Source organism: Bradyrhizobium yuanmingense (genome assembly GCF_029167105.1).
Classification (GTDB): domain Bacteria; phylum Pseudomonadota; class Alphaproteobacteria; order Rhizobiales; family Xanthobacteraceae; genus Bradyrhizobium; species Bradyrhizobium yuanmingense_A.
Genome location: NZ_JARFML010000064.1, coordinates 1 through 18,338, shown reverse-complemented (window position 1 = coordinate 18,338; position 18,338 = coordinate 1). Strand labels below are relative to the sequence as shown.

Genomic DNA, 18,338 nt, shown 5'->3' with positions numbered 1-18,338 from the left:
TTGGCCCCGGCTCCCTTCGGCAGCCACCCCTCAATAAAACTCGGCTGCCCCGTCTGCTTCACTGCCATCGCTACCCTCCAAGGCTTTGCCCTAGGGAATCACAAATGGCGAATTACGCAACAGGCCCACAAGGGGAGAAGGAAGGGTCCATGCCGCGATTAGCTAGACATCATCCGCACAACGCGCTCACACCGTCGCGCCCTGCGCCTTCGGCCGGCGCAGATGCTCGTCCAGCCGCGGCATGATCTCGACGAAATTGCAGGGGCGCGTGCGGTAGTCCAGCTGAGCCGCCAGGATGCCGTCCCAGCCGTCGCGGCAGGCGCCGGGCGAGCCCGGCAGGCAGAAGATGTAGGTCGCGCCCGCCACGCCGGCGGTGGCGCGACTCTGGATCGTCGACGCCCCTATCTTGGCGTGGCTCAGCATGTGGAAGGCGATCGAGAAGCCGTCCATGCGCTTCTCGAACAGCGGCTCGATCGCCTCCGGCGTGACGTCGCGCCCGGTAAAGCCGGTGCCGCCCGTGGTGATGACGACGTCGATGCCGCTATCGGCAATCCAGCGGCGGATGACCGCGCGGATCGCCTCGACATCGTCGGTGACGATCTCGCGCGCGGCGAGATGATGACCCGCAGCGGTGAGACGATCGGCGAGGGTCTGACCGGACTTGTCATCGCTGAGCGCGCGCGTGTCGGACACCGTGAGCACCGCAATGTTGAGCGGGATGAACTGCTTGGATTCGTCGAAGGAGGCCATTCTTCACCCTCGCTCGTCGTTCCGGGGCTGACGCACTACAACGCTCCCGCACCGAACGTGTTGCAGGCCTGGACCGTGCCCTGCTGGTACCCGATCATGAACCATTGCTTGCGTTGCGCCGCCGAGCCATGGGTGAAGGAGTCGGGTACCACGCGGCCGGTGGCCTGGCGTTGCAGCGTGTCGTCGCCGATCGCGCTTGCCGTGGTCAGCGCGGCCTCGATGTCGCCGGGCTCAAGGAAGTTCGGACGCTTCTTCGCCTCGCGGTTGACCCAGACGCCGGACAGGCAGTCGGCCTGCAGCTCCACCTTGACCTGGAGCGCATTGGCCTCGGCCTTCGAGCCGACCTGCTGCTGCAGCCGCGTCACGCGCGGAATGATGCCGAGCAGGTTCTGGATGTGATGGCCGACCTCGTGCGCGATGATGTAGGCGGTGGTGAAATTGCACGCCGACTTGCCGGAGCAGCCGCGAAAGCGGGTCTCGACCTCGCGGAAGAACGCGGTATCGAGGAAGATGGTCCGGTCGGGCGGACAATAGAACGGCCCCATGGCCGACTGCGCCATGCCGCAGCGGCCGCCATTGGTGGCGTTGCGGAACAGCACGATCTTCGGACCGGTGTACGACTGGCCGTTGGCCTGGAAGATCTCGCTCCAGCGATCGTCGAGCTCGCCGAGGATGCCGGAGATCATGCTGCCCATCTCGTCGGTCGGCGCGCCGCGCTTGCCCGAGGAGGCCTGACGATCGGTCTGATAGGTCGGCGCATGGCCGCCGCCGGAGAGGATCTCGGCGCCCCCGATCAGGATGCGGGGATCGATGCCGAAGGCGTAGCCGACCAGGCCGAGGATGATGATGGTGCCGATGCCGAGCCCGCCGCCGCCCATCGGCAGGCCGAACCCGCCGCCTCCGCCTCCGCCAAAGCCGCCACCTTCGTCGCGACGATCCTCGATGTCGTCGCTGCGGCGGAAGTCATCGTAGCGCATGGCGGCCTTTCCTCTGGGGTCCCTGATCTGAGTTTCGACGGCGCACAGAAACGCGAAAGCTCAACGCGCCACATACGTAAAATTTCCCTTGCCTTTATCAATATCGTGGTCGGCAAAAATTGCCTAGTGCGACAGCCTGTCGATGCCTGCAAATTTTTCCGAGGGCCGAGCAGTTTTTTCCGAGAGAAATTTACAGCCTTTTTCCCGCCACGATCGCTCCAGCGAACCGCGCAAGTACGAAATGCACTGTAAAACAAGGCGAATGCGCGCAGCAATTTGTGCGCGAACGATGATGCGAGGAGTGCTCACGAAAGCGGCGGGTTAAGTCGATTTTTACTTTGCCCCGGCAATGTAACGGCCAGTCGGTTGTTTGGTCCCGCGTCGCCGACAGCGTCGCCTGAGTCAGAGTTCTTGAGTCATGGTAGAGTCGCGTCGCGGGGCGTCTGCAAGGGCGCCCCGCACAAATTTTGAGTCCCCGTCGCATCGCATCATCGTCGGCGATTGCGTCGCCGAGATGTCGAAGCTCCAGGCAGGCAGCGTCGACCTGGTGTTCGCCGACCCGCCCTACAATCTGCAGCTCAAGGGCGACCTCAAGCGTCCCGACGAATCCCATGTCGATGCCGTCAACGACGACTGGGACAAGTTCGATTCGTTTGCCGCCTACGACGATTTCACCCGCGCATGGCTGCTCGCCGCACGCCGCGCCATGAAGCCGTCGGCGACGATCTGGGTGATCGGCTCCTATCACAACATCTTCCGCGTCGGCGCCATCATGCAGGACCTCGGCTTCTGGCTGCTGAACGACATCGTCTGGCGCAAGACCAATCCGATGCCGAATTTCCGCGGCCGCCGCTTCACCAACGCGCATGAAACCATGATCTGGGCCGCGCGTGACGAAAAAGCCAAGGGCTACACGTTCAACTACGAGGCGCTGAAGGCCGCCAACGAGGACGTGCAGGCGCGGTCCGACTGGCTGATCCCGCTCTGCACCGGCGAGGAGCGCCTCAAGGGCACCGACGGCAAGAAAGTGCATCCGACGCAGAAGCCGGAAGGCCTGCTGGCGCGCGTGCTGCTGTCCTCGTCCAAGCCCGGCGATCTCGTCATCGACCCGTTCAACGGCACCGGCACCACCGGCGCGGTCGCCAAGCGCCTCGGCCGCTCCTATGTCGGCTTCGAGCGCGACAAGACCTACGCCAAGGCGGCCGAGGCGCGCATCGCCAAGGTCGAGCCGTTGCCGGAAGAGAGCCTTGCCCCGTTCATGACCGCGCGCGAGGCGCCGCGCGTTGCGTTCTCCGAGCTGATCGAGCGCGGCATGATCATGCCCGGCACCAAGCTGTTCGACGCCAAGAAGAAGCTCGGCGCATTGGTGCGCGCCGACGGCGCCATCATGCTCGGCGACAAGGTCGGCTCGATCCACCGGATCGGCGCGGTGGCGCAAGGCGCTCAGGCCTGCAACGGCTGGACCTTCTGGCACGTCGAGACCAAGAAGGGCCTGAAGCTGATCGACGAGCTGCGCGCCGAGATCCGCGCCGGCATGGCGGCGGAGTAGCTTCCGCTCCTAAGTCATTTCGGGGCTCGCAACCGGGTCCGCGCAGCGCGGCCCGATGACAGGCTCCGCGATAGAACCCGGAATCCATCCGACCACCGGCCTTGCGGCCCAATGGATTTGCGGGCTTGCGCCAAGAGGCGCGCCCCGGAATGACAGCACTGGTGCTTGAATGAGGCGGCAGCCAGGACTAGATTCGCCTGGTTAGCCCCCTCCTGACCGATTGGGCTCCCCATGCGACGACAGTCCGAGGCATTGCTGCTGGTGCCGCTGCTGCCGATCTTCCTGATCGGCATGTTTCCGATGTTCCTGATCGCGCTGCTCGGGTTTTTCGGCCTGGCGCTGTTCGGCGTGCTCGTGATCTGCGTCGGGCTCGCCAGCAGCAACGAGGCGCACGACAACTTCAACCACGACGTCATCGTCCACGGCTATGCGCGCGGGTCGGAGCGCGCGGCGCGGGCCTCGGACATGCATCTCGCCGCGCGGCTCGGCCTGCGGCTGGAGGCCGTAGGCGCGGCCATGGTGGTCGCGGCGGCAATCGGCCTCTGTTACGCTGCCTGATCTGCGTACCGCGCAGACACCGCCCGGCAAACTCGCCGGTTGCTCTCTCGGGCGAGGTTCAGGCAAGACAGGCTCGCCCAACGACGCCGCGTCCGCGCGCGGCAATATAGACACCGGGGAGATGCTTGATGCTCAAGTTCTATTTCAATGGATCACCGAACCCGACCAAGGTCGCGCTCTATCTCGAAGAATCCGGCCTGCCTTTCGAGCCGGTGAAGATCGACACCCGCAAGGGCGAGCAATTCACGCCGGAATTCCTCAAGATCAATCCGAACGGCAAGGTGCCGGCGATCGACGATGGCGGCACCATCGTGTTCGATTCGAACGCCATCCTGCTCTATCTCGCCGAGAAGACCGGCAAATTCCTCCCCTCCAACCGCGCCGAACTCTTGTCCTGGCTGATGTTCGTCGCGAGCGGCGTCGGGCCCTTTTCCGGTCAGGCCGTGCACTTCAAGCATTTCGCACCGAAGGACCAGAACCACGACTACGCCCATAACCGCTATCAGTACGAGACCGACCGTCACTACAAGATCCTCGACGCGCACCTGAAGGACCGCCGCTACATGGTCGGCGACAGCTATTCGATCGTCGACATGGCGCTGTGGGGCTGGGCGCGGATGGTGCCGTTCAAGCTCGGCGACGACGCCTTTGCGCGATACCCGAATGTGAAGCGGCTGGTCGACGAGATCTCGGCGCGCCCGGCCGCGGCGCGCGCCATCGCCCTGAAGGACAAGTTCACCTTCAAGGCCGAGATGGACGACGAAGCCAGGGCCAACATGTTCAAGCACATGACGACCAAGGTGGCCTGATCGCTGTTGCAGTCATTCCGGGGCGCCGCAGGGCGGCGAACTGTGGTGCGCAGTTGCGCACCTTAGAATCTCGAGATTCCGGGTTCGATGCTCCGCATCGCCCCGGAATGACGATGCAGCAGGATACGTCCGCTTTCGGTCAGGCGGCGTGGACCGAGCTCAGGAACTTGGCGACCTCCTGCTTCAACCGGTTGCTGTCGGCCGAGAGCGAGCGCGCCGCCGACAACACCTGCGAGGAGGCCGAGCCGGTCTCGGAAGCGCCGCGCTGCACGTCGCCGATGTTGGACGAGACGAGCTGGGTGCCCTGGGCCGCCTGCTGGACGTTGCGTGAGATCTCCTGCGTCGCCGCGCCCTGCTGCTCCACGGCCGCGGCGACCGTCGAGGCGATCTCCGACAGCCGCTCGATGGTGCCGCTAATCTCCCGGATCGAGCCGACCGACTCCTCGGTCGCGGCCTGGATGCCGGAGACCTGCTGGGCGATCTCGCCGGTGGCCTTGGCCGTCTGCTCGGCGAGCGCCTTGACCTCGGTAGCGACCACCGCAAAGCCGCGGCCGGCTTCGCCCGCACGCGCCGCCTCGATCGTGGCGTTCAGCGCCAAGAGGTTGGTCTGGCCGGCAATGGTGCTGATCAGCTCGACCACGTCGCCGATCCGCGCGGCGGCCTTGGAGAGCGCGCCGACGCGCTCGTTGGTCCGGCTCGCCTGACCGACAGCCTCGGTGGCGATGCGGGCGGATTCCTGTACCTGGCGGGCGATCTCGGAGACCGAGGAGGAGAGCTCCTCGGTCGCAGAGGCGACCGCCTGCACATTGGCCGAGGCCTCCTGCGAAGCGCTGGCGACCTCCGTCGAGAGGTCCTGGGCGCGCGCGGCAGTCGTCGTCAACGTGCCGGCGGAGGCTTCGAGCTCGCCCGATGCCGACGACACCGTGTTGACGATCTCGCCGACGGCCTGCTCGAACTGATCGGCGAGCCTGGCCATGTCTTTCCGGCGGTTCTCGGCCTGCCGCGCCTCGAGTTCGGCCTGCTCGGCGCGCATGCTCTCGGTCTCGATCATGTTGTCCTTGAAGACCTGGATCGCCTTGGCCATGTCGCCGATCTCGTCGGCCCTGCCGCGGCCGGGAATCTCGACCTCGAGATTGCCGCCGGCAAGCCGCCCCATCGCCTGCGTCATCGAGGTCAGCGGACCGACGATACTGCGGGCGATGAGGAAGGCGACGATGCCTCCGAACAGGATGGCGAGGCCGCCGGCGATCTCCTGCACGGTCGTCGTTCCCGCGATCACGGCCTCGGCGGTGGCGCGCGATGCCTGGTAGTCCTCCTTCAGCGTCGTTTCCGCCACCTTGAGCTTGCCGATGCTGTCGACGATGAGGGGCGCGAGGCTCTTGTGGTAGATCTCGTCCGCTTTAAGCATCGCTGCGGAGGTCGTCTCGAACGCCGTCTTGTAGGTTTCAAGCGAGGTCTTCACCGGCGCCAGCGTGGCGCGCAACGCCGCCGCCTGCGGGCTCTTTTCGAGTGCCCCCAGCCGTTGTAATGCCCTGTCGATGCTCGCCCTGAAGGTCGCAGGGCCCTGCGCATCGCGAAGGGCCAGAAAACGCCAGTTTACGATCCTCACGAGCAGGATTCGGGATTCGAGATCGGCGACGAGGGAAGCGGTATCTTCATCGACGGCGGCGCGCGCCACGTCGACGAGCTTGTTCGTCTTGGTGGCCAGGTCCTCGCCACTCGGCAGCAGCGTCGCCTTGCCCGTTCTCGTCTCGTTGACGGCGTCGCCGAGATTGTCACGCAGGCGTCGCATTTTCGCGATCTCGTCGATCAGGCCGTTGTAGAGCGCGCGCCGCTCCTCGGAGAGCGTCCCCTGAGCGCCGACCCGGAGCAGCTCGCTCGCCGCGGTCTCGCGCTCTTGCGCTTCCTTCATTGCGGACTCGTTGGCGTCGTAGACGTAGCGCAAATTTGCCCGCTGGATCGCCTGCAGATGGGCCGATATTTCCAGCACCCGCGCCGTGCTGTCCGAGAGGGCGGATTGTCTTGCGACCTGACCCTGCACGTCCCGCAAATTCCAGACGGCAACCACCGCCATCACGACACCCACCGCCACCAGGGCCATGAAGCCTGCGTACAGGCGTCCCCTGATCCGCAAACGAAATTTCGGCATTCCCACTGTCCACCCAGATGCATGTGAATTCGAGGGGCCGAACGACTCCGGCGATCGTCACGGCCACTCCGACAGCCGCACGCCGCGCCCGGGCGGCCTACGCTGCACCGCGACACAATGGGGGACACTTCTTAATTGAACCTTCAAATTCCTCGCGCGCCCGATCTCGACCCGCACCAAATCTGCCGATTTTGGCGGCAGCTATGCAAAGCCGCATGCGAATCCGCTGTGCCATGCACGCCGATGCATGCTGTTCGTCAGGGATGCCTATTGGGCGCCGGCCTGCTGCAACTTGCCGAGTGCATTCTCGACCACTTCCAGCGTGTAGGGCTTCTGGACCACCGGCGCGGAGGCCAATTGCTCGGGGATCGGCGCGCGCTCGCCATAGCCGGTCGCGAAGATGAAGGGCACCCCGATCTCCTTCAGCTTCTGCGCCACCTTGATGCTGCTCTCGCTGCCGAGATTGAGATCGAGCAGAGCAAAGCTCGGCCGCGAACGCTCGATCGAGCGCAGTGCCTGGTCGACGGTTGCGGCGGTGTCGACGTGGCGGGCGCCGAGGTCGAGCAGGATGACCTCCGCGGCCATCGCGATGATCAGGTTGTCCTCCACGATCAGGGCCGTGTCGGAAATCCGTGGACGGGCAGATTGCTGCTCCTCGATACGCATGGCGGCTCCCGCGATGGATGGGACGAGCTGGACGAAGTTGGGCGGAATGACGAACTTCGCCTGGACGCCCAGGAGGTCGAAACGGATCTCGGCATCGCCCTTGAGATCGAACGGCACCGACCGCTCGATGATGGTGGTGCCGAAGCCGCGCCGCGACGGCGGCTGCACGGGCGGACCGCCGCTCTCCTTCCACTCGATGACGAGGCTGGAAGACGGGTCGAGGCGCCAGACCACCTCGACACTGCCGGTGGAATCGGCAAGCGCGCCGTACTTGGCGGAATTGGTCATCATCTCATGAACGACGAGCGCCAGCGTCGCGAACGCCTTTGGATCGAGCGCGACGTCCGGACCGCCCATCTTCACCCGGTCTGCGCGCGCACCGAGATAGGCGCCGGCCTCGGACTCGACCAGGGTGCGGAGCGCGACGGGTGCCCAGTTCAGGTTGGTGATCTGGTCGTGGGCGCGCGCGAGGGCCTGGATGCGGCCGCCGAGCACGCTGGCGAACTCCTCGATGCCGGTCGCGGTCTCCTTGCTCTGCGCCACCAGGGCGCGCACGAGGCTCAGGATGTTGCGGACCCGATGATTGAGCTCGGCGATCATCAGTTCCTGCCGCTCCTGTGCCCCGCGGCGCTCGCGCGCGGCGAGGTCGGACAGTTGCAGGATCACCTCCAGCAGCGTGACGCGCAGGCTCTCGGCGATGCGGATATCGGCCGCCGACCACGGCTTCGACTGCCCCGCCACCGTTTCCTGCCATAGCTCGAAGCTCTTGCGCGGGGTGAGACGCGGCCCGTGCGGCCCTTCGTCGTAGACCTTGTTGGGAGCACCGGCCCAGTTCACCGAGCGCGTTAGCTCGCGGCGGAAGAAGATCAGGCAATCGCGCGGGGTCCGCGAGATCGGGATGGCGAGAAAGCCCGCCGCGCGGTCACGGAAGGCCTGGCCGGCGGCGTAGACCTCGGCGATCTCGGCGCTGGCGAAGATCCGGCCCGGCGAAGTCCGGTTGATGAAGGCGACGAGATCCTTCACCTCGTCTTCGGTCGGGGTCTCGCCCTCGAGCGCGACGGTATTGTCGGACCAGACTGCGACGCCGTCGCACTCGATCATCTTGCGATAGTCGCCCAGGAAATCGACGATCGCCCGCCGGCTGTGGTCGTGCGAGGCCGCGATCTCGATCAATCGCTCCTGGACCTGATGCGCGCGGGCCTCATAGGCGACGTCACCCTCGCGCTCGCGGCCTTCCACGATCCACGAGAACATCTGACCGAACAGCTCGGAGGCCGTGCGTTTGTCGAACGAAATGTAACGCGGCGAGTAATGGTGACAAGCAAACAGGCCCCACAGCTTGCCGTCACGCAGGATCGACACCGACATGGAGGCGGCAACGCCCATGTTACGCAGATATTCGATGTGGATCGGCGACACCGAGCGCAGCACGCTCATCGACAGGTCGAGCAGTCCCGCATTGTGCGTGGCCGTGGACATCAGCGCGGCAGGCCGCGCGTCGACGTCGGCGATGATGCGCAGCCAGTTGCGCTGATAGAGCGCGCGCGCCTGCCTCGGGATGTCGGATGCAGGGTAACGCAGGCCGAAAAAGGATTCGAGCCCGGACTCCGCCGTCTCGGCGATCACCTCGCCGGACCCGTCCGGGTGAAACTGATAGACCATGACGCGGTCGAAGCCGGTCAGCACCTTGAGCTGACGGGCCGCCTCGCGCGCCAGATCGGCCATTCCGCGCGTCTTGCGAATCCGTTCGAGCATCAAGCGCACGAGCTCGCCGGAATTGACACCGGGCTCGTGGACGCTCGGCTCCGCCTCGATGATGAGGTAGACGCCGGAGAAATGGATCGACAGATCGTATGGCGCCTTGCCCGGCTGCAGTTCGACCCCGAACAGGCGTTCAGTCGCATCCGGCCCGCTCAAATGATCGACACGGCTGCGGATGGTCTCGACGGCGGCTTCGGAGATGACGGTCGCCAGCGGTCGCTGCAGCAGGTCGGCAACATCGGTTCCAAGGAAGCTCTCGACGTTGTCCGACGCCATGCAGATCGTGAAATCCGAGAGCACGGCCAACAGGAAGCCAAACGGCTGCACGCTGCCGGGAATATGGATCGGCTCGCGATCGCAATTGGTGAGATTGACGGCCTGGTTCATGCCCGGTCCGCCGCCTGCTCGAATGCGGCGAAGGTGATGCGAGCCGCCGCGATCGCCTCGTCTTCGTCCCAGCGCTCGTCGGTTGCAAGCTTCGCCAGGAAACTTTGCCAGAACCGCCTGCCGGTGCCGTGACTGAGATAGGCGACAGCTTCGCAAGTCCGCGGATCGGCGGAATCCGCGACCATCTTCAGCAGGAATTTTGCCCCGAGACGGGAGCCTTCGAGCACATACATCGTGCCCACAACGCCGCTGCGCGTCAGTGGGGACACGGACACCAGCCGCGGCACCGCGCTGCCAAGGCGCTCGAGATCAGCCAGAATTGCCGCGCTTCGCGATCGCTCCGGCCAGTCCGGGAAAGCCCTGCTGACGCCGGCCTCGACGAGTGCCGTCTCGAGTGGCAGCAGGGCGCCGGCACTGGCTTGCAGAAAGCGACGATAGCCGGAGAGCTCGGTCAGATCGAACGCCGACAGCTGCGCGTCGAGGTCGCGGTGCGCAGCCGACGTTGCGTCTCTTAGTCGTTCGCGGAGTCCGGAGAAGCTGCGGCCTACCTGCGTTGTAACGTCCGAAGCCCCAGCCAGCATGAAATTCCCGAGAACACAGGTTGCCGCGGGCGCGGCGCGCCCGGCAACCGAGGGAACGCCGGCGGCACGCAATAGTTCCGCCGGCCTTGGCACTGCGGCTTTCTGAGCTCGTGCTCGATCTCGCTCCGGGACACCGCGAAATCCTGAAGCTCGCGTTCGGTCATGGCCGCGAGCTGATAGCGGACCCGAGACCGCTCGCGCCGGGCCTGCACGAGTTCCAGCAGCGTCCGACAGGCCCGCACAACCATCGCGGGCCGTGACGAACAGGAGCGGCCGGTGGACACGACCTCGTCCAAGCCGTTAGCCCGCGGCCCTCGCGGGGGCTTGCGGAAACGGACCGAGCGCCTTCTCGGTCAGCACGGAGTCGCAATACTCGCGAATCTCCTTGATCTTGCCGGCCTCCAGACGAAAGACCAGGCAATAGTCGTTGTCATAACGCACGCCCTCGGGCGTGACGTTATCGCCCTTGGCTTCCACCACCACGATGTCGCCATCGGCGATGAAGCGATGGGCGATGGTTCGCGTGCGGTCGCGCAGGCGCGTGCGGACATAGCCGTGCAGATCTCTAAGAATCGCCTCCTTGCCGGCAAAGGTGCGCGACCAGGAATATTGCCCGGTGACGACCCATTTGGCGTCGTCGGCGAGACTTGCTGTGAACAGGGCGCGGTCGCGCGCGGCCGGATCGGGATTGGCGGCCGCGGCAAAGATGTCCTGCAGCAGTTTCTTGTTGGCGCTCGCGTTCATGGCGGCATCTCCTCGTGGTGACAACGCCGAGATCATCGCCGGGCCAACGTCATTCTTCAAATCGATAGGGAATATGTTATCTATTCACCTCATGAATTTGAACTCGCTCGACCTCAACCTGTTGACCGCGCTCGACGCGTTGCTGCGCGAAGCCAATGTCAGCCGCGCGGCAATGAGGATCGGCCTGTCACAGCCGGCCACGAGCCACGCCTTGCAGCGCCTGCGCGATATCTTCGGTGACCCGCTGCTGGTGCGCACGGGCGTACGGATGGAGCTGACGCCGCGGGCGCTGGCCCTGCGTGCGCCGCTGGCGCAGGCGCTCGACCAGGTCCGCGGGCTGTTCGTGCCCGATGACTTCGATGCCGCGCGCAGCGAGCGTCAGTTCCGCCTGATGATGCCGGATCTCGCAGTCGAGCTGTTGATGCCGCCCTTGATGGCGAAAGTCACGCGCCTCGCCCCCAACGTCCGCATCGACGTGGTGCCGTGGCGAGGACCTGCGATCTTCCACGCCGAGTTCGCGCGCACCATCGACCTCGTGATCTCGATAGGCAATGCCTTCAAGGGCTTTCATCGCCAGCTGCTCTACACCGACAGCGACGCGCTGGCGGTGCGGCGCGGCCATCCTGCTGCAGCGAAGCTGAAGCGGCGCGAGACGTTCCTGGCCGCCCGCCATGTCGGCGTGATCATCCGCGGCCAGCCGGAGGATCTCATCGACACCTGGCTGCGCAGCAAAGGCGTCGAGCGACATGTCTCGCTGGTCGTGCCGGGCTATCTCGAAGCCTTGCACGTCGCCGCGCGCACCGATCTCGTCGCCTTCGTGCCGCGCCGACTGATCGCCGCGCTGTCGAAGCAGCTCGGCCTCGTCACGGTGACGCCGCCGTTCGATCCAGGGATCGACGAGCAGTTCATGTTCCACCCGACGCGCGCGCAGATGGACCCCGGCTCGATCTGGCTGAGAAGGCTGATGCTGGAGACGGGGCGGGAGCTGGCGCAAGCCAGGCGGAAACTCCCGTAGCAAGCTCTCGTAGGGTGGGTTAGCCAAAGGCGTAACCCACGACTTTGGTTTCCGCAGCGACAGAAAAGGTGGGTTACGCTGCGCTAACCCACCCTACAACAGCTGCGCTCCTACGCCTTCTGCGCCGCCATCACCTTGCTCACCGCGGGGCGATCGGACATGCGCTTGAAGTGATCGGCGATCTTCGGCGTCGCATTGATGTCGACGCTGTCGCCTTCGAGCCAAGTCGAAAGCGTATAGAGATAGGGATCGCAGATCGTGTACTGATCGCCCATCACCCACGGTCCCTTGAACATCTTCTGCTCGATCAGCTTGAAGCAGGCGCCCATGGTCTTCGGCACCATCGCCTTCATGTCGGCGAACGAGCTCTCCTCCGTCGCCCAGCGCGCGCCGCGCATCTTGTGGGCGTGGTTGATGTGCACGGTCGAGCAGAGATAGGAGTTGAACGACTGCACCTGGGCGAAGTCGAAGGGATCGTCGAGCGGCGCGAGCTTCGCCTTGGGGAAGGTCTGCGCGAGATAGGCCAGCATCGCCGGCGTCTCGGTCAGGACGCCGCGGTCGGTGACCAGCGCCGGCACCCGGCCCTTCGGGTTGATGGCGAGATAGTCCGGGCTGTTCTGCTGGTTGTCCTTGAAGCTCAGCCGCTCGGCGGTGTAGTCGGCGCCGGCCTCTTCCAGGGTGATGTAGGTGGCAAGCGCGCAAGTGCCGGTGGCGTAGTAGAGCTTGAGCATGTCGGACCTCATGGGGAAAAGCGAAGGTTAACGGTCCTCCGCCGCGCCGTCCATAGGCGGCCTATTCGCAGTTGCCCACATCCACCCGGCTGTGCCAAGACGCCTCTCATCGGAGGGGGTTTTCTCATGACGGTACTCATCGCCGGTGGCGGCATCGGCGGGCTCACGCTTGCGCTCAGCCTGCATCAGATCGGCGTTCCCGTGAAAGTGTTCGAGAGCGTCGCGGAACTGAAGCCGCTCGGCGTCGGCATCAACGTGCTGCCGCATGCCGTGCGCGAGCTGATCGAGCTCGGCCTGCTGGACAGGCTGGACGCCAGCGGCGTGCGGACGCGCGAGCTCGCCTATTTCTCCAAGCACGGCAAGCCGATCTGGAGCGAGCCGCGCGGCCTGGAGGCCGGCTACAAATGGCCGCAATTCTCGATCCATCGCGGCACCCTCCAGCAGATCCTGCTCGACACTGCGCTCGAGCGGCTCGGCCGCGACAACATCCTCACCAGCCATCATCTGACCGGCTGGACCGAGACGGCGGACGGCGTGCGCGCCGACTTCGCCGACAGGGCGACCGGCAAGGCCGCCGGCGCTTACGAGGGCGCGATCCTGATCGCCGCCGACGGCATCCATTCCGCCGCGCGAGAAAGGCTCTATCCGAACGAAGGCCCGCCGATCTGGAACGGCCGCATCCTCTGGCGCGGCGTCACGCCGGCCAAAGCCTTCCTCACCGGCCGCAGCATGATCATGGCCGGCCACGAGATCCTGAAATTCGTCTGCTATCCGATCTCGAAAGAACCGGATGCAAACGGCAACCACCTCATCAACTGGGTCGCGGAGCGCCACATGCCGCCGACCTATCAGTGGCGGCGCGAGGACTATAACCGCACCGCGCGGCTGGAAGAATTCCTGCCCTGGTTCGAGAGCTGGCAGTTCGACTGGCTCGACGTGCCCGCCCTGATCAGGAACTGCCCGCACGCCTACGAATATCCGCTGGTCGACCGCGATCCGGTGTCGCAATGGACCTTCGGCCGCGTCACGTTGATGGGCGATGCCGCGCATCCGATGTACCCGATCGGCTCGAACGGCGCCTCGCAGGCGATCCTCGATGCCCGCGTCATCACGCGCGAGATCCTGGCGCATGGCCCGACCCAGGCGGCACTGCTCGCCTATGAGGCCGAGCGGCGGCCGGCGACCACCGATCTCGTCCTGCTCAACCGCAAGAACGGCCCCGAGCAGGTGATGCAGCTGGTCGAGGAGCGCGCGCCTGACGGGTACAAGGTCGTCACCGACGTCTTGTCGCAGCAGGAGCTGGAAGACATCGCCGCCAACTACAAGCGCGTTGCGGGATTCCAGGTCGAGGCGCTGAATGCGAAGCCGCCGATCGTAAGCAAGGACGCGCGCGCCGGGGCGTAAGAATTCGGCTCATCGTTCGCCGCGGGCTCCACTTCACCTCGCCCCGCTTGCGGGGAGAGGTCGGATCGCTCTTGCGATCCGGGTGAGGGGGTACAGGTCTCTCGACAATCTCCCGTGTTGAGAGAGGCCCCTCACTCCCCCTCTCCCCGTAAGAACGGGGCGAGGGAGTGAGAGGCCGGTGCCCGCCTCACTTCACCACCCTCGCCGCCTCCAACAATCGCTCGCTGGCGCTTGCCGTCGCGAGCACGGCGCCATCCTCGGCCATCAGCTTGGCTTCGACGAAGGCGATGGTCTTGCCGAGCTGCGTCACCCTGGCTTCGCCGGTGATCGGGCCCGGCTTTGCGGGTGCCAAAAAATTCACGGTCATGCTGATCGTGGTGGTGTAGAGCCGGCCCTCGCTCATCACCAGCACCGCCGGCCCCATGGTGTCGTCGAGCATGGCCGAGAGCATGCCGCCCTGGATGAAGCCCGCAGGGTTGCAGAACTCCGGCTTGCCCTCGAAGCCGAGCTTGATCCAGCCCTCCTCCGGATGCGCATCGAGCAGGCGCCAGCCGAGCAACTCGGCGCATGGGGGCCTTGGGAAGTTATCGAGCGCGGTCTTGACCATGGCATCCTCCATTGACGGCCTATCGATAGCCAATGGCTGCTGACACCCCGGTGTCAGCAGCTCGCGCTGCATTGCGGCGCGTGCAGCGGCGGAGTCCCTTCGCCGCAGCGCTGCGGCACACAATTTTAGGCCATTTCAACCGAACGAATTCACGAGGGATTCAATACATCGCAACGAATGCCTCGCCGGTAAGCGGTTGGAAATTACCGCATGGGACAACCGACCGTGACATGGAGCCTCCCTATGCACGCGCTTTTGCGACAGGCCAAGGACCGCCTGCACGCGATCGAAGACCATCTGACGGTGCGAACGCAGATCGCCGCGGCCATGGCGGCCATGTCGATCGTCCTCGTCGGCACGCTCGCCGCTGGCGCAGCTCTGATCAGCTACAGAAATACGGCCGCCCTGATCGAGAGCAATCTCACCCAGATTGCCTCCAGCACCTCGGGCAGGCTCGACCGCTTCATGGCAACACGCCAGCAGGAGATCAAGCTGTTCGCAGAGCTGCAACCCATGCAGGGCCTGTGGCAAGGCGATCCGGCTGCCCTGCGCAGCGCGCTGGAATCGCTCCAGCGCATCTTCTCCGACTTCGCCTGGATCGGCTTTGCCGATGTCGACGGCAAGGTGATCGCTGCAACCGGCGGCCTGCTGCAAGGCAAGTCCGTGGCCGCACGGCCCTGGTTCAAGCAGGGTCTTGAGAGCGTCGCGATCGGCGACGTGCATGAAGCCCTCCTGCTGGCCTCGCTGCTGACACAGCGCGCCAACAACGAACCCCTTCGATTCGTCGACATCGCCGTCCCCGTTCACGACGCGGGCGGCAAGCTGCTCGGCGTGCTCGGCGGACATCTGGACTGGAATTGGGCCAGCAACCTGATCAGGGACGTCGAGGCCAACGACGGCAATACCGAGAGCCAGCTCTCGATCCTGAGCAAGGGCGGTATGGTGCTGGTTGGGCCACATAAGGAAACCGTCCGCTATGGGGGCGACGAGCTCACCGGCATCCTGAAGGCCCGCAACGGCACCTTCCGGGAAACGACGGACGGACGGCAGATGCTCACCGCGTTTCACGTCGGCAACGGCTATCGCGATTATCAGGGTTTGAACTGGATCGTCACGGCGAGTCAGCCGGCAAGCGTGGCCCTGGCGGCGGCGATCTCGTCGGCGCAAGCGATCCTGGCGATCGGCGGCGTCATCGCGCTGATCGCGCTGTCGCTCGCCATGGTGGTCTCGCGCAGGATCGCGGCCCCGATCATCGCCATCACGCAGGAAGCCGACCGTATCGGGCGGGCTCAAGGACCGACCATGCTGGCGCGGCAGAGCGGCTCGGTGGAGGTCGTGCAGCTCTCACGCGCGCTGCGCTCGCTGCTGCGCCGCATCGGCCTCGCCGAAGAGCGCACCAAGGAAGCCGAGCTCCGCGCGACCGAGAACGCGATGCAGCTCCAGGAGGACATGCTCAAGCTGCGCCAGCTCGCCGACACAGACTTCATGACCGGCCTGATGAACCGCCGCTCCTTCCTCGCCGTCGCCGACGACGCAGTCGCGTTCTGCCGACGCTACAAGCGCAACCTGGCGACGCTGATGATCGACATCGATCATTTCAAGAAGATCAACGATACCCATGGTCACGCTGCGGGCGACGACGCGATCAAGCGCGTCGCCGAGATCGTCGGCCAGTCGATCCGGACCACCGACAAGGCGGCCCGCTTCGGCGGTGAGGAGTTCGTGGTGCTGCTGCGCGAGATCGACCCGGAGACTGCCGTGCTGCTCGCCGATCGCATCAGGACCTCGATCGAGAGCGCGACGGTGCGCCACGGCAACATCGTCATCCCAATCACGGTGTCGGTCGGGCTCGCGCTGTTCGACGAAAACGACCGCGACGTGCAGGACGTCATCGAGCGCGCCGATCAGGGCCTCTATGTGGCCAAGAAAACGGGACGCAACCGCACGTTCCTGATGCCGGCGACCGACGAACGCGCCGCACGCGCCGCCTGACATTTCAGTCCAGCGCGTGCGCGATGACCTTGCGCATGACGTTGGGCAGCGCCTCATCTGCCAGAGTTGCGATCGGCACCCAGCGCATGCCCTCAGGGGCGCGGGTGCGGGCTTCCACCTTCGCGGTGTAGACCACCAGCTCAAGCGGAAAATGCGTGAAGACATGGGTGACAACGCCCACCTTGCGCTTCCAGCGCGACAGCCCCTTGAGCTGCGGCGCCTGCTGCTTCGCCGTTGCATCGTCCTGGTCGGCGAGCCAATCCGAGCACGGCACCTCCGTCATGCCGCCGAGCAGCCCCTTCTCGGGCCGCGAGCGGACGAGCAGCTCGTCGCCGCGCGTGACCACGAAGGCGGCGCCGCGCCTGAGCGTCCCGCTCTTCTTCGGTGCCTTGCGCGGGAACGCCTCCTGGGTGCCTTGCGCGCGCGCCGTGCAGTCCTCTGTGAACGGACACAGCGAGCAGGCCGGCTTCTTCGGCGTGCAGATCGAGGCGCCGAGATCCATCAGCGCCTGCGCACTGTCGCCGGCGCGGGACTCCGCCAGCAGCGTCGCGGCGAGTTGCTGGATCAGCGGCTTGGCTTGCGGCAGCTCCTCCTCGACCGCGAACAGCCGCGACACCACGCGCTCGATATTGCCGTCGACCGGCATGGTGCGGCGGTCGAACGCGATCGCCGCAATCGCCGCCGCCGTGTAGGGCCCGATCCCCGGCAGCGCGCGCAGGCCCTCCTCGGTATCCGGAAACACGCCACCATGCTCGCGCGTGACCGCGACCGCGCAGGCATGGAGGTTGCGTGCGCGGGAGTAATAGCCGAGCCCGGCCCACATCCTCAGCACGTCGTCCTGCGAGGCTCGCCCCAGCGCCGCGACATCAGGCCAGCGCGCGACGAATTTTTCGAAATAGGGGCCGACCGCCTTCACGGTGGTCTGCTGGAGCATGATCTCGGAGAGCCATACGCGATAGGGATCGGACGCCTCGCCCGGCGCGGCGCGCCACGGCAATCGGCGGCGATGGCGGTCGTACCATTGCAGGAGCGCGAGCGGGCGCGATGAGGTCTCCGGCTGAGAAGGTTCCGGCTTCGGCTTGCGTGCAGATCTGGGGCTCATTCCTCACTGTAGCGGCAATGCACTGGCCCCTCCACGTCATGCCCGCACTCGTCGCGGGCATCCACGTCTTTTTCGCAGGAAGAAGGTGGATGGGCGGGACAAGGCTGGACATGACGGGCCCCGGGGTCTGTGGCCCGACGGCCGAAGTGCTATAAGGCCCCATGTCCAAATCCGGTCCCATCTTCAAGCCCGGCCCCATCAGCGCAAAGCCGCTCGGGATCCTGCTCGACGACGTCTTTGCCGAGGCCTATGCCAAGCAGGGCTTTGCCGCGCGCGAGCTGGTGACCCGGTGGGCGCAGATCGCGGGGCCGGAGATCGCGGCCCATGCCGAGCCGCTCAAGATGCAATGGCCGCGGCCGGTGGAGGGGCAGCCGCAGGAGCCGGCAACCCTGGTGCTGCGGGTCGAGGGGCCGATGGCGCTGGAGATCCAGCATTCGGCCGACGTGATCCTGGAGCGGGTCAACCGCTTCTTCGGCTGGAGCGCGGTCGGCAAGCTCGCCTTCCGCCAGGCGCCCCTGTCGCGGCCGCAGGCCCGGAAGCGGCCCTGCCCACCCGA

Annotated in this window: 17 protein-coding genes; 7 read left to right on the top strand and 10 right to left on the bottom strand. The window is 65.7% G+C overall.

Features of this window, described 5'->3' with window-relative positions; genetic code table 11:
• Positions 1-186: 186 nt before the first annotated feature.
• Both moaB and ypfJ read right to left on the bottom strand, forming a co-directional pair.
• Entirely contained in the window at positions 187-750 is a 564-nt protein-coding gene (moaB, locus tag P0R31_RS39045; protein WP_275520558.1) for a molybdenum cofactor biosynthesis protein B, read from the bottom strand.
• A 35-nt stretch (positions 751-785) separates the two neighbouring features.
• Positions 786-1,727: a KPN_02809 family neutral zinc metallopeptidase gene (ypfJ, locus tag P0R31_RS39040; RefSeq protein ID WP_036006315.1), complete on the bottom strand. Its 942-nt coding sequence runs from the start codon at positions 1,725-1,727 to the stop codon at positions 786-788.
• Between the two features lie 418 nt (positions 1,728-2,145).
• Between ypfJ and P0R31_RS39035 the strand changes: the two genes are divergently transcribed.
• The 3 genes from P0R31_RS39035 (at position 2,146) to P0R31_RS39025 (ending at position 4,643) form a co-directional block, all read left to right on the top strand.
• Positions 2,146-3,276, top strand: coding sequence for a site-specific DNA-methyltransferase (locus P0R31_RS39035; protein ID WP_157287825.1), 1,131 nt, complete (start codon positions 2,146-2,148; stop codon positions 3,274-3,276).
• 231 nt (positions 3,277-3,507) lie between these two features.
• Positions 3,508-3,834, top strand: a complete 327-nt coding sequence (locus P0R31_RS39030; protein ID WP_275520555.1) for a hypothetical protein — start codon at positions 3,508-3,510, stop codon at positions 3,832-3,834.
• Between the two features lie 128 nt (positions 3,835-3,962).
• Entirely contained in the window at positions 3,963-4,643 is a 681-nt protein-coding gene (locus tag P0R31_RS39025) for a glutathione S-transferase family protein (protein ID WP_036037224.1), read from the top strand.
• Positions 4,644-4,782: 139 nt separating this feature from the next.
• On the opposite strand, the gene P0R31_RS39020 is transcribed toward P0R31_RS39025, so the two are convergent.
• The 5 genes from P0R31_RS39020 to P0R31_RS39000 all read right to left on the bottom strand — a co-directional run bounded on the left by P0R31_RS39020 (position 4,783) and on the right by P0R31_RS39000 (position 10,931).
• Positions 4,783-6,792 (bottom strand): methyl-accepting chemotaxis protein, encoded by a 2,010-nt coding sequence (locus tag P0R31_RS39020; RefSeq protein ID WP_275520553.1) that lies wholly within the window; start codon positions 6,790-6,792, stop codon positions 4,783-4,785.
• A 267-nt stretch (positions 6,793-7,059) separates the two neighbouring features.
• Positions 7,060-9,606 carry an HWE histidine kinase domain-containing protein gene (locus tag P0R31_RS39015; RefSeq protein ID WP_275520551.1) on the bottom strand — a complete coding sequence of 849 codons (2,547 nt, stop codon included), beginning with the start codon at positions 9,604-9,606 and terminating at the stop codon, positions 7,060-7,062.
• Positions 9,603-10,187, bottom strand: a complete 585-nt coding sequence (locus P0R31_RS39010) for a biliverdin-producing heme oxygenase (protein WP_275520549.1) — start codon at positions 10,185-10,187, stop codon at positions 9,603-9,605. The genes P0R31_RS39015 and P0R31_RS39010 overlap by 4 nt, the downstream gene beginning before the upstream one ends.
• Positions 10,151-10,435 carry a DUF1127 domain-containing protein gene (locus tag P0R31_RS39005; protein ID WP_275520562.1) on the bottom strand — a complete coding sequence of 95 codons (285 nt, stop codon included), beginning with the start codon at positions 10,433-10,435 and terminating at the stop codon, positions 10,151-10,153. Before P0R31_RS39005 ends, P0R31_RS39010 begins: the two co-directional genes overlap by 37 nt.
• Positions 10,436-10,487: 52 nt before the next feature.
• Positions 10,488-10,931, bottom strand: coding sequence for a nuclear transport factor 2 family protein (locus P0R31_RS39000; RefSeq protein ID WP_275520547.1), 444 nt, complete (start codon positions 10,929-10,931; stop codon positions 10,488-10,490).
• Positions 10,932-11,022: 91 nt separating this feature from the next.
• Between P0R31_RS39000 and P0R31_RS38995 the strand changes: the two genes are divergently transcribed.
• The gene (locus P0R31_RS38995; protein ID WP_275520560.1) at positions 11,023-11,946 is read left to right on the top strand and encodes a LysR family transcriptional regulator; all 924 of its coding nucleotides are present in this window, start codon (positions 11,023-11,025) and stop codon (positions 11,944-11,946) included.
• Between the two features lie 110 nt (positions 11,947-12,056).
• Here the strand turns inward: P0R31_RS38995 and P0R31_RS38990 are convergent, their stop codons facing one another.
• Entirely contained in the window at positions 12,057-12,677 is a 621-nt protein-coding gene (locus P0R31_RS38990; RefSeq protein WP_275520545.1) for a glutathione S-transferase family protein, read from the bottom strand.
• Between the two features lie 126 nt (positions 12,678-12,803).
• On the opposite strand from P0R31_RS38990, the gene P0R31_RS38985 reads away from it, so the two are divergent.
• Positions 12,804-14,081, top strand: a complete 1,278-nt coding sequence (locus tag P0R31_RS38985; protein WP_275520542.1) for a flavin-dependent oxidoreductase — start codon at positions 12,804-12,806, stop codon at positions 14,079-14,081.
• 187 nt (positions 14,082-14,268) lie between these two features.
• Here P0R31_RS38985 and P0R31_RS38980 read toward each other — a convergent pair whose 3' ends face one another.
• A complete protein-coding gene (locus tag P0R31_RS38980; protein WP_275520540.1) occupies positions 14,269-14,688 on the bottom strand; it encodes a PaaI family thioesterase in 420 nt (139 codons plus the stop codon).
• A 243-nt stretch (positions 14,689-14,931) separates the two neighbouring features.
• Between P0R31_RS38980 and P0R31_RS38975 the strand changes: the two genes are divergently transcribed.
• Positions 14,932-16,680 (top strand): sensor domain-containing diguanylate cyclase, encoded by a 1,749-nt coding sequence (locus P0R31_RS38975; protein ID WP_275520538.1) that lies wholly within the window; start codon positions 14,932-14,934, stop codon positions 16,678-16,680.
• Between the two features lie 4 nt (positions 16,681-16,684).
• Here the strand turns inward: P0R31_RS38975 and mutY are convergent, their stop codons facing one another.
• Positions 16,685-17,782 (bottom strand): A/G-specific adenine glycosylase, encoded by a 1,098-nt coding sequence (gene mutY / locus P0R31_RS38970; protein WP_275520536.1) that lies wholly within the window; start codon positions 17,780-17,782, stop codon positions 16,685-16,687.
• Between the two features lie 161 nt (positions 17,783-17,943).
• On the opposite strand from mutY, the gene P0R31_RS38965 reads away from it, so the two are divergent.
• Positions 17,944-18,338 (top strand): DUF721 domain-containing protein (locus tag P0R31_RS38965; protein ID WP_275520534.1); only part of this gene is annotated, 395 nt, incomplete at its 3' end.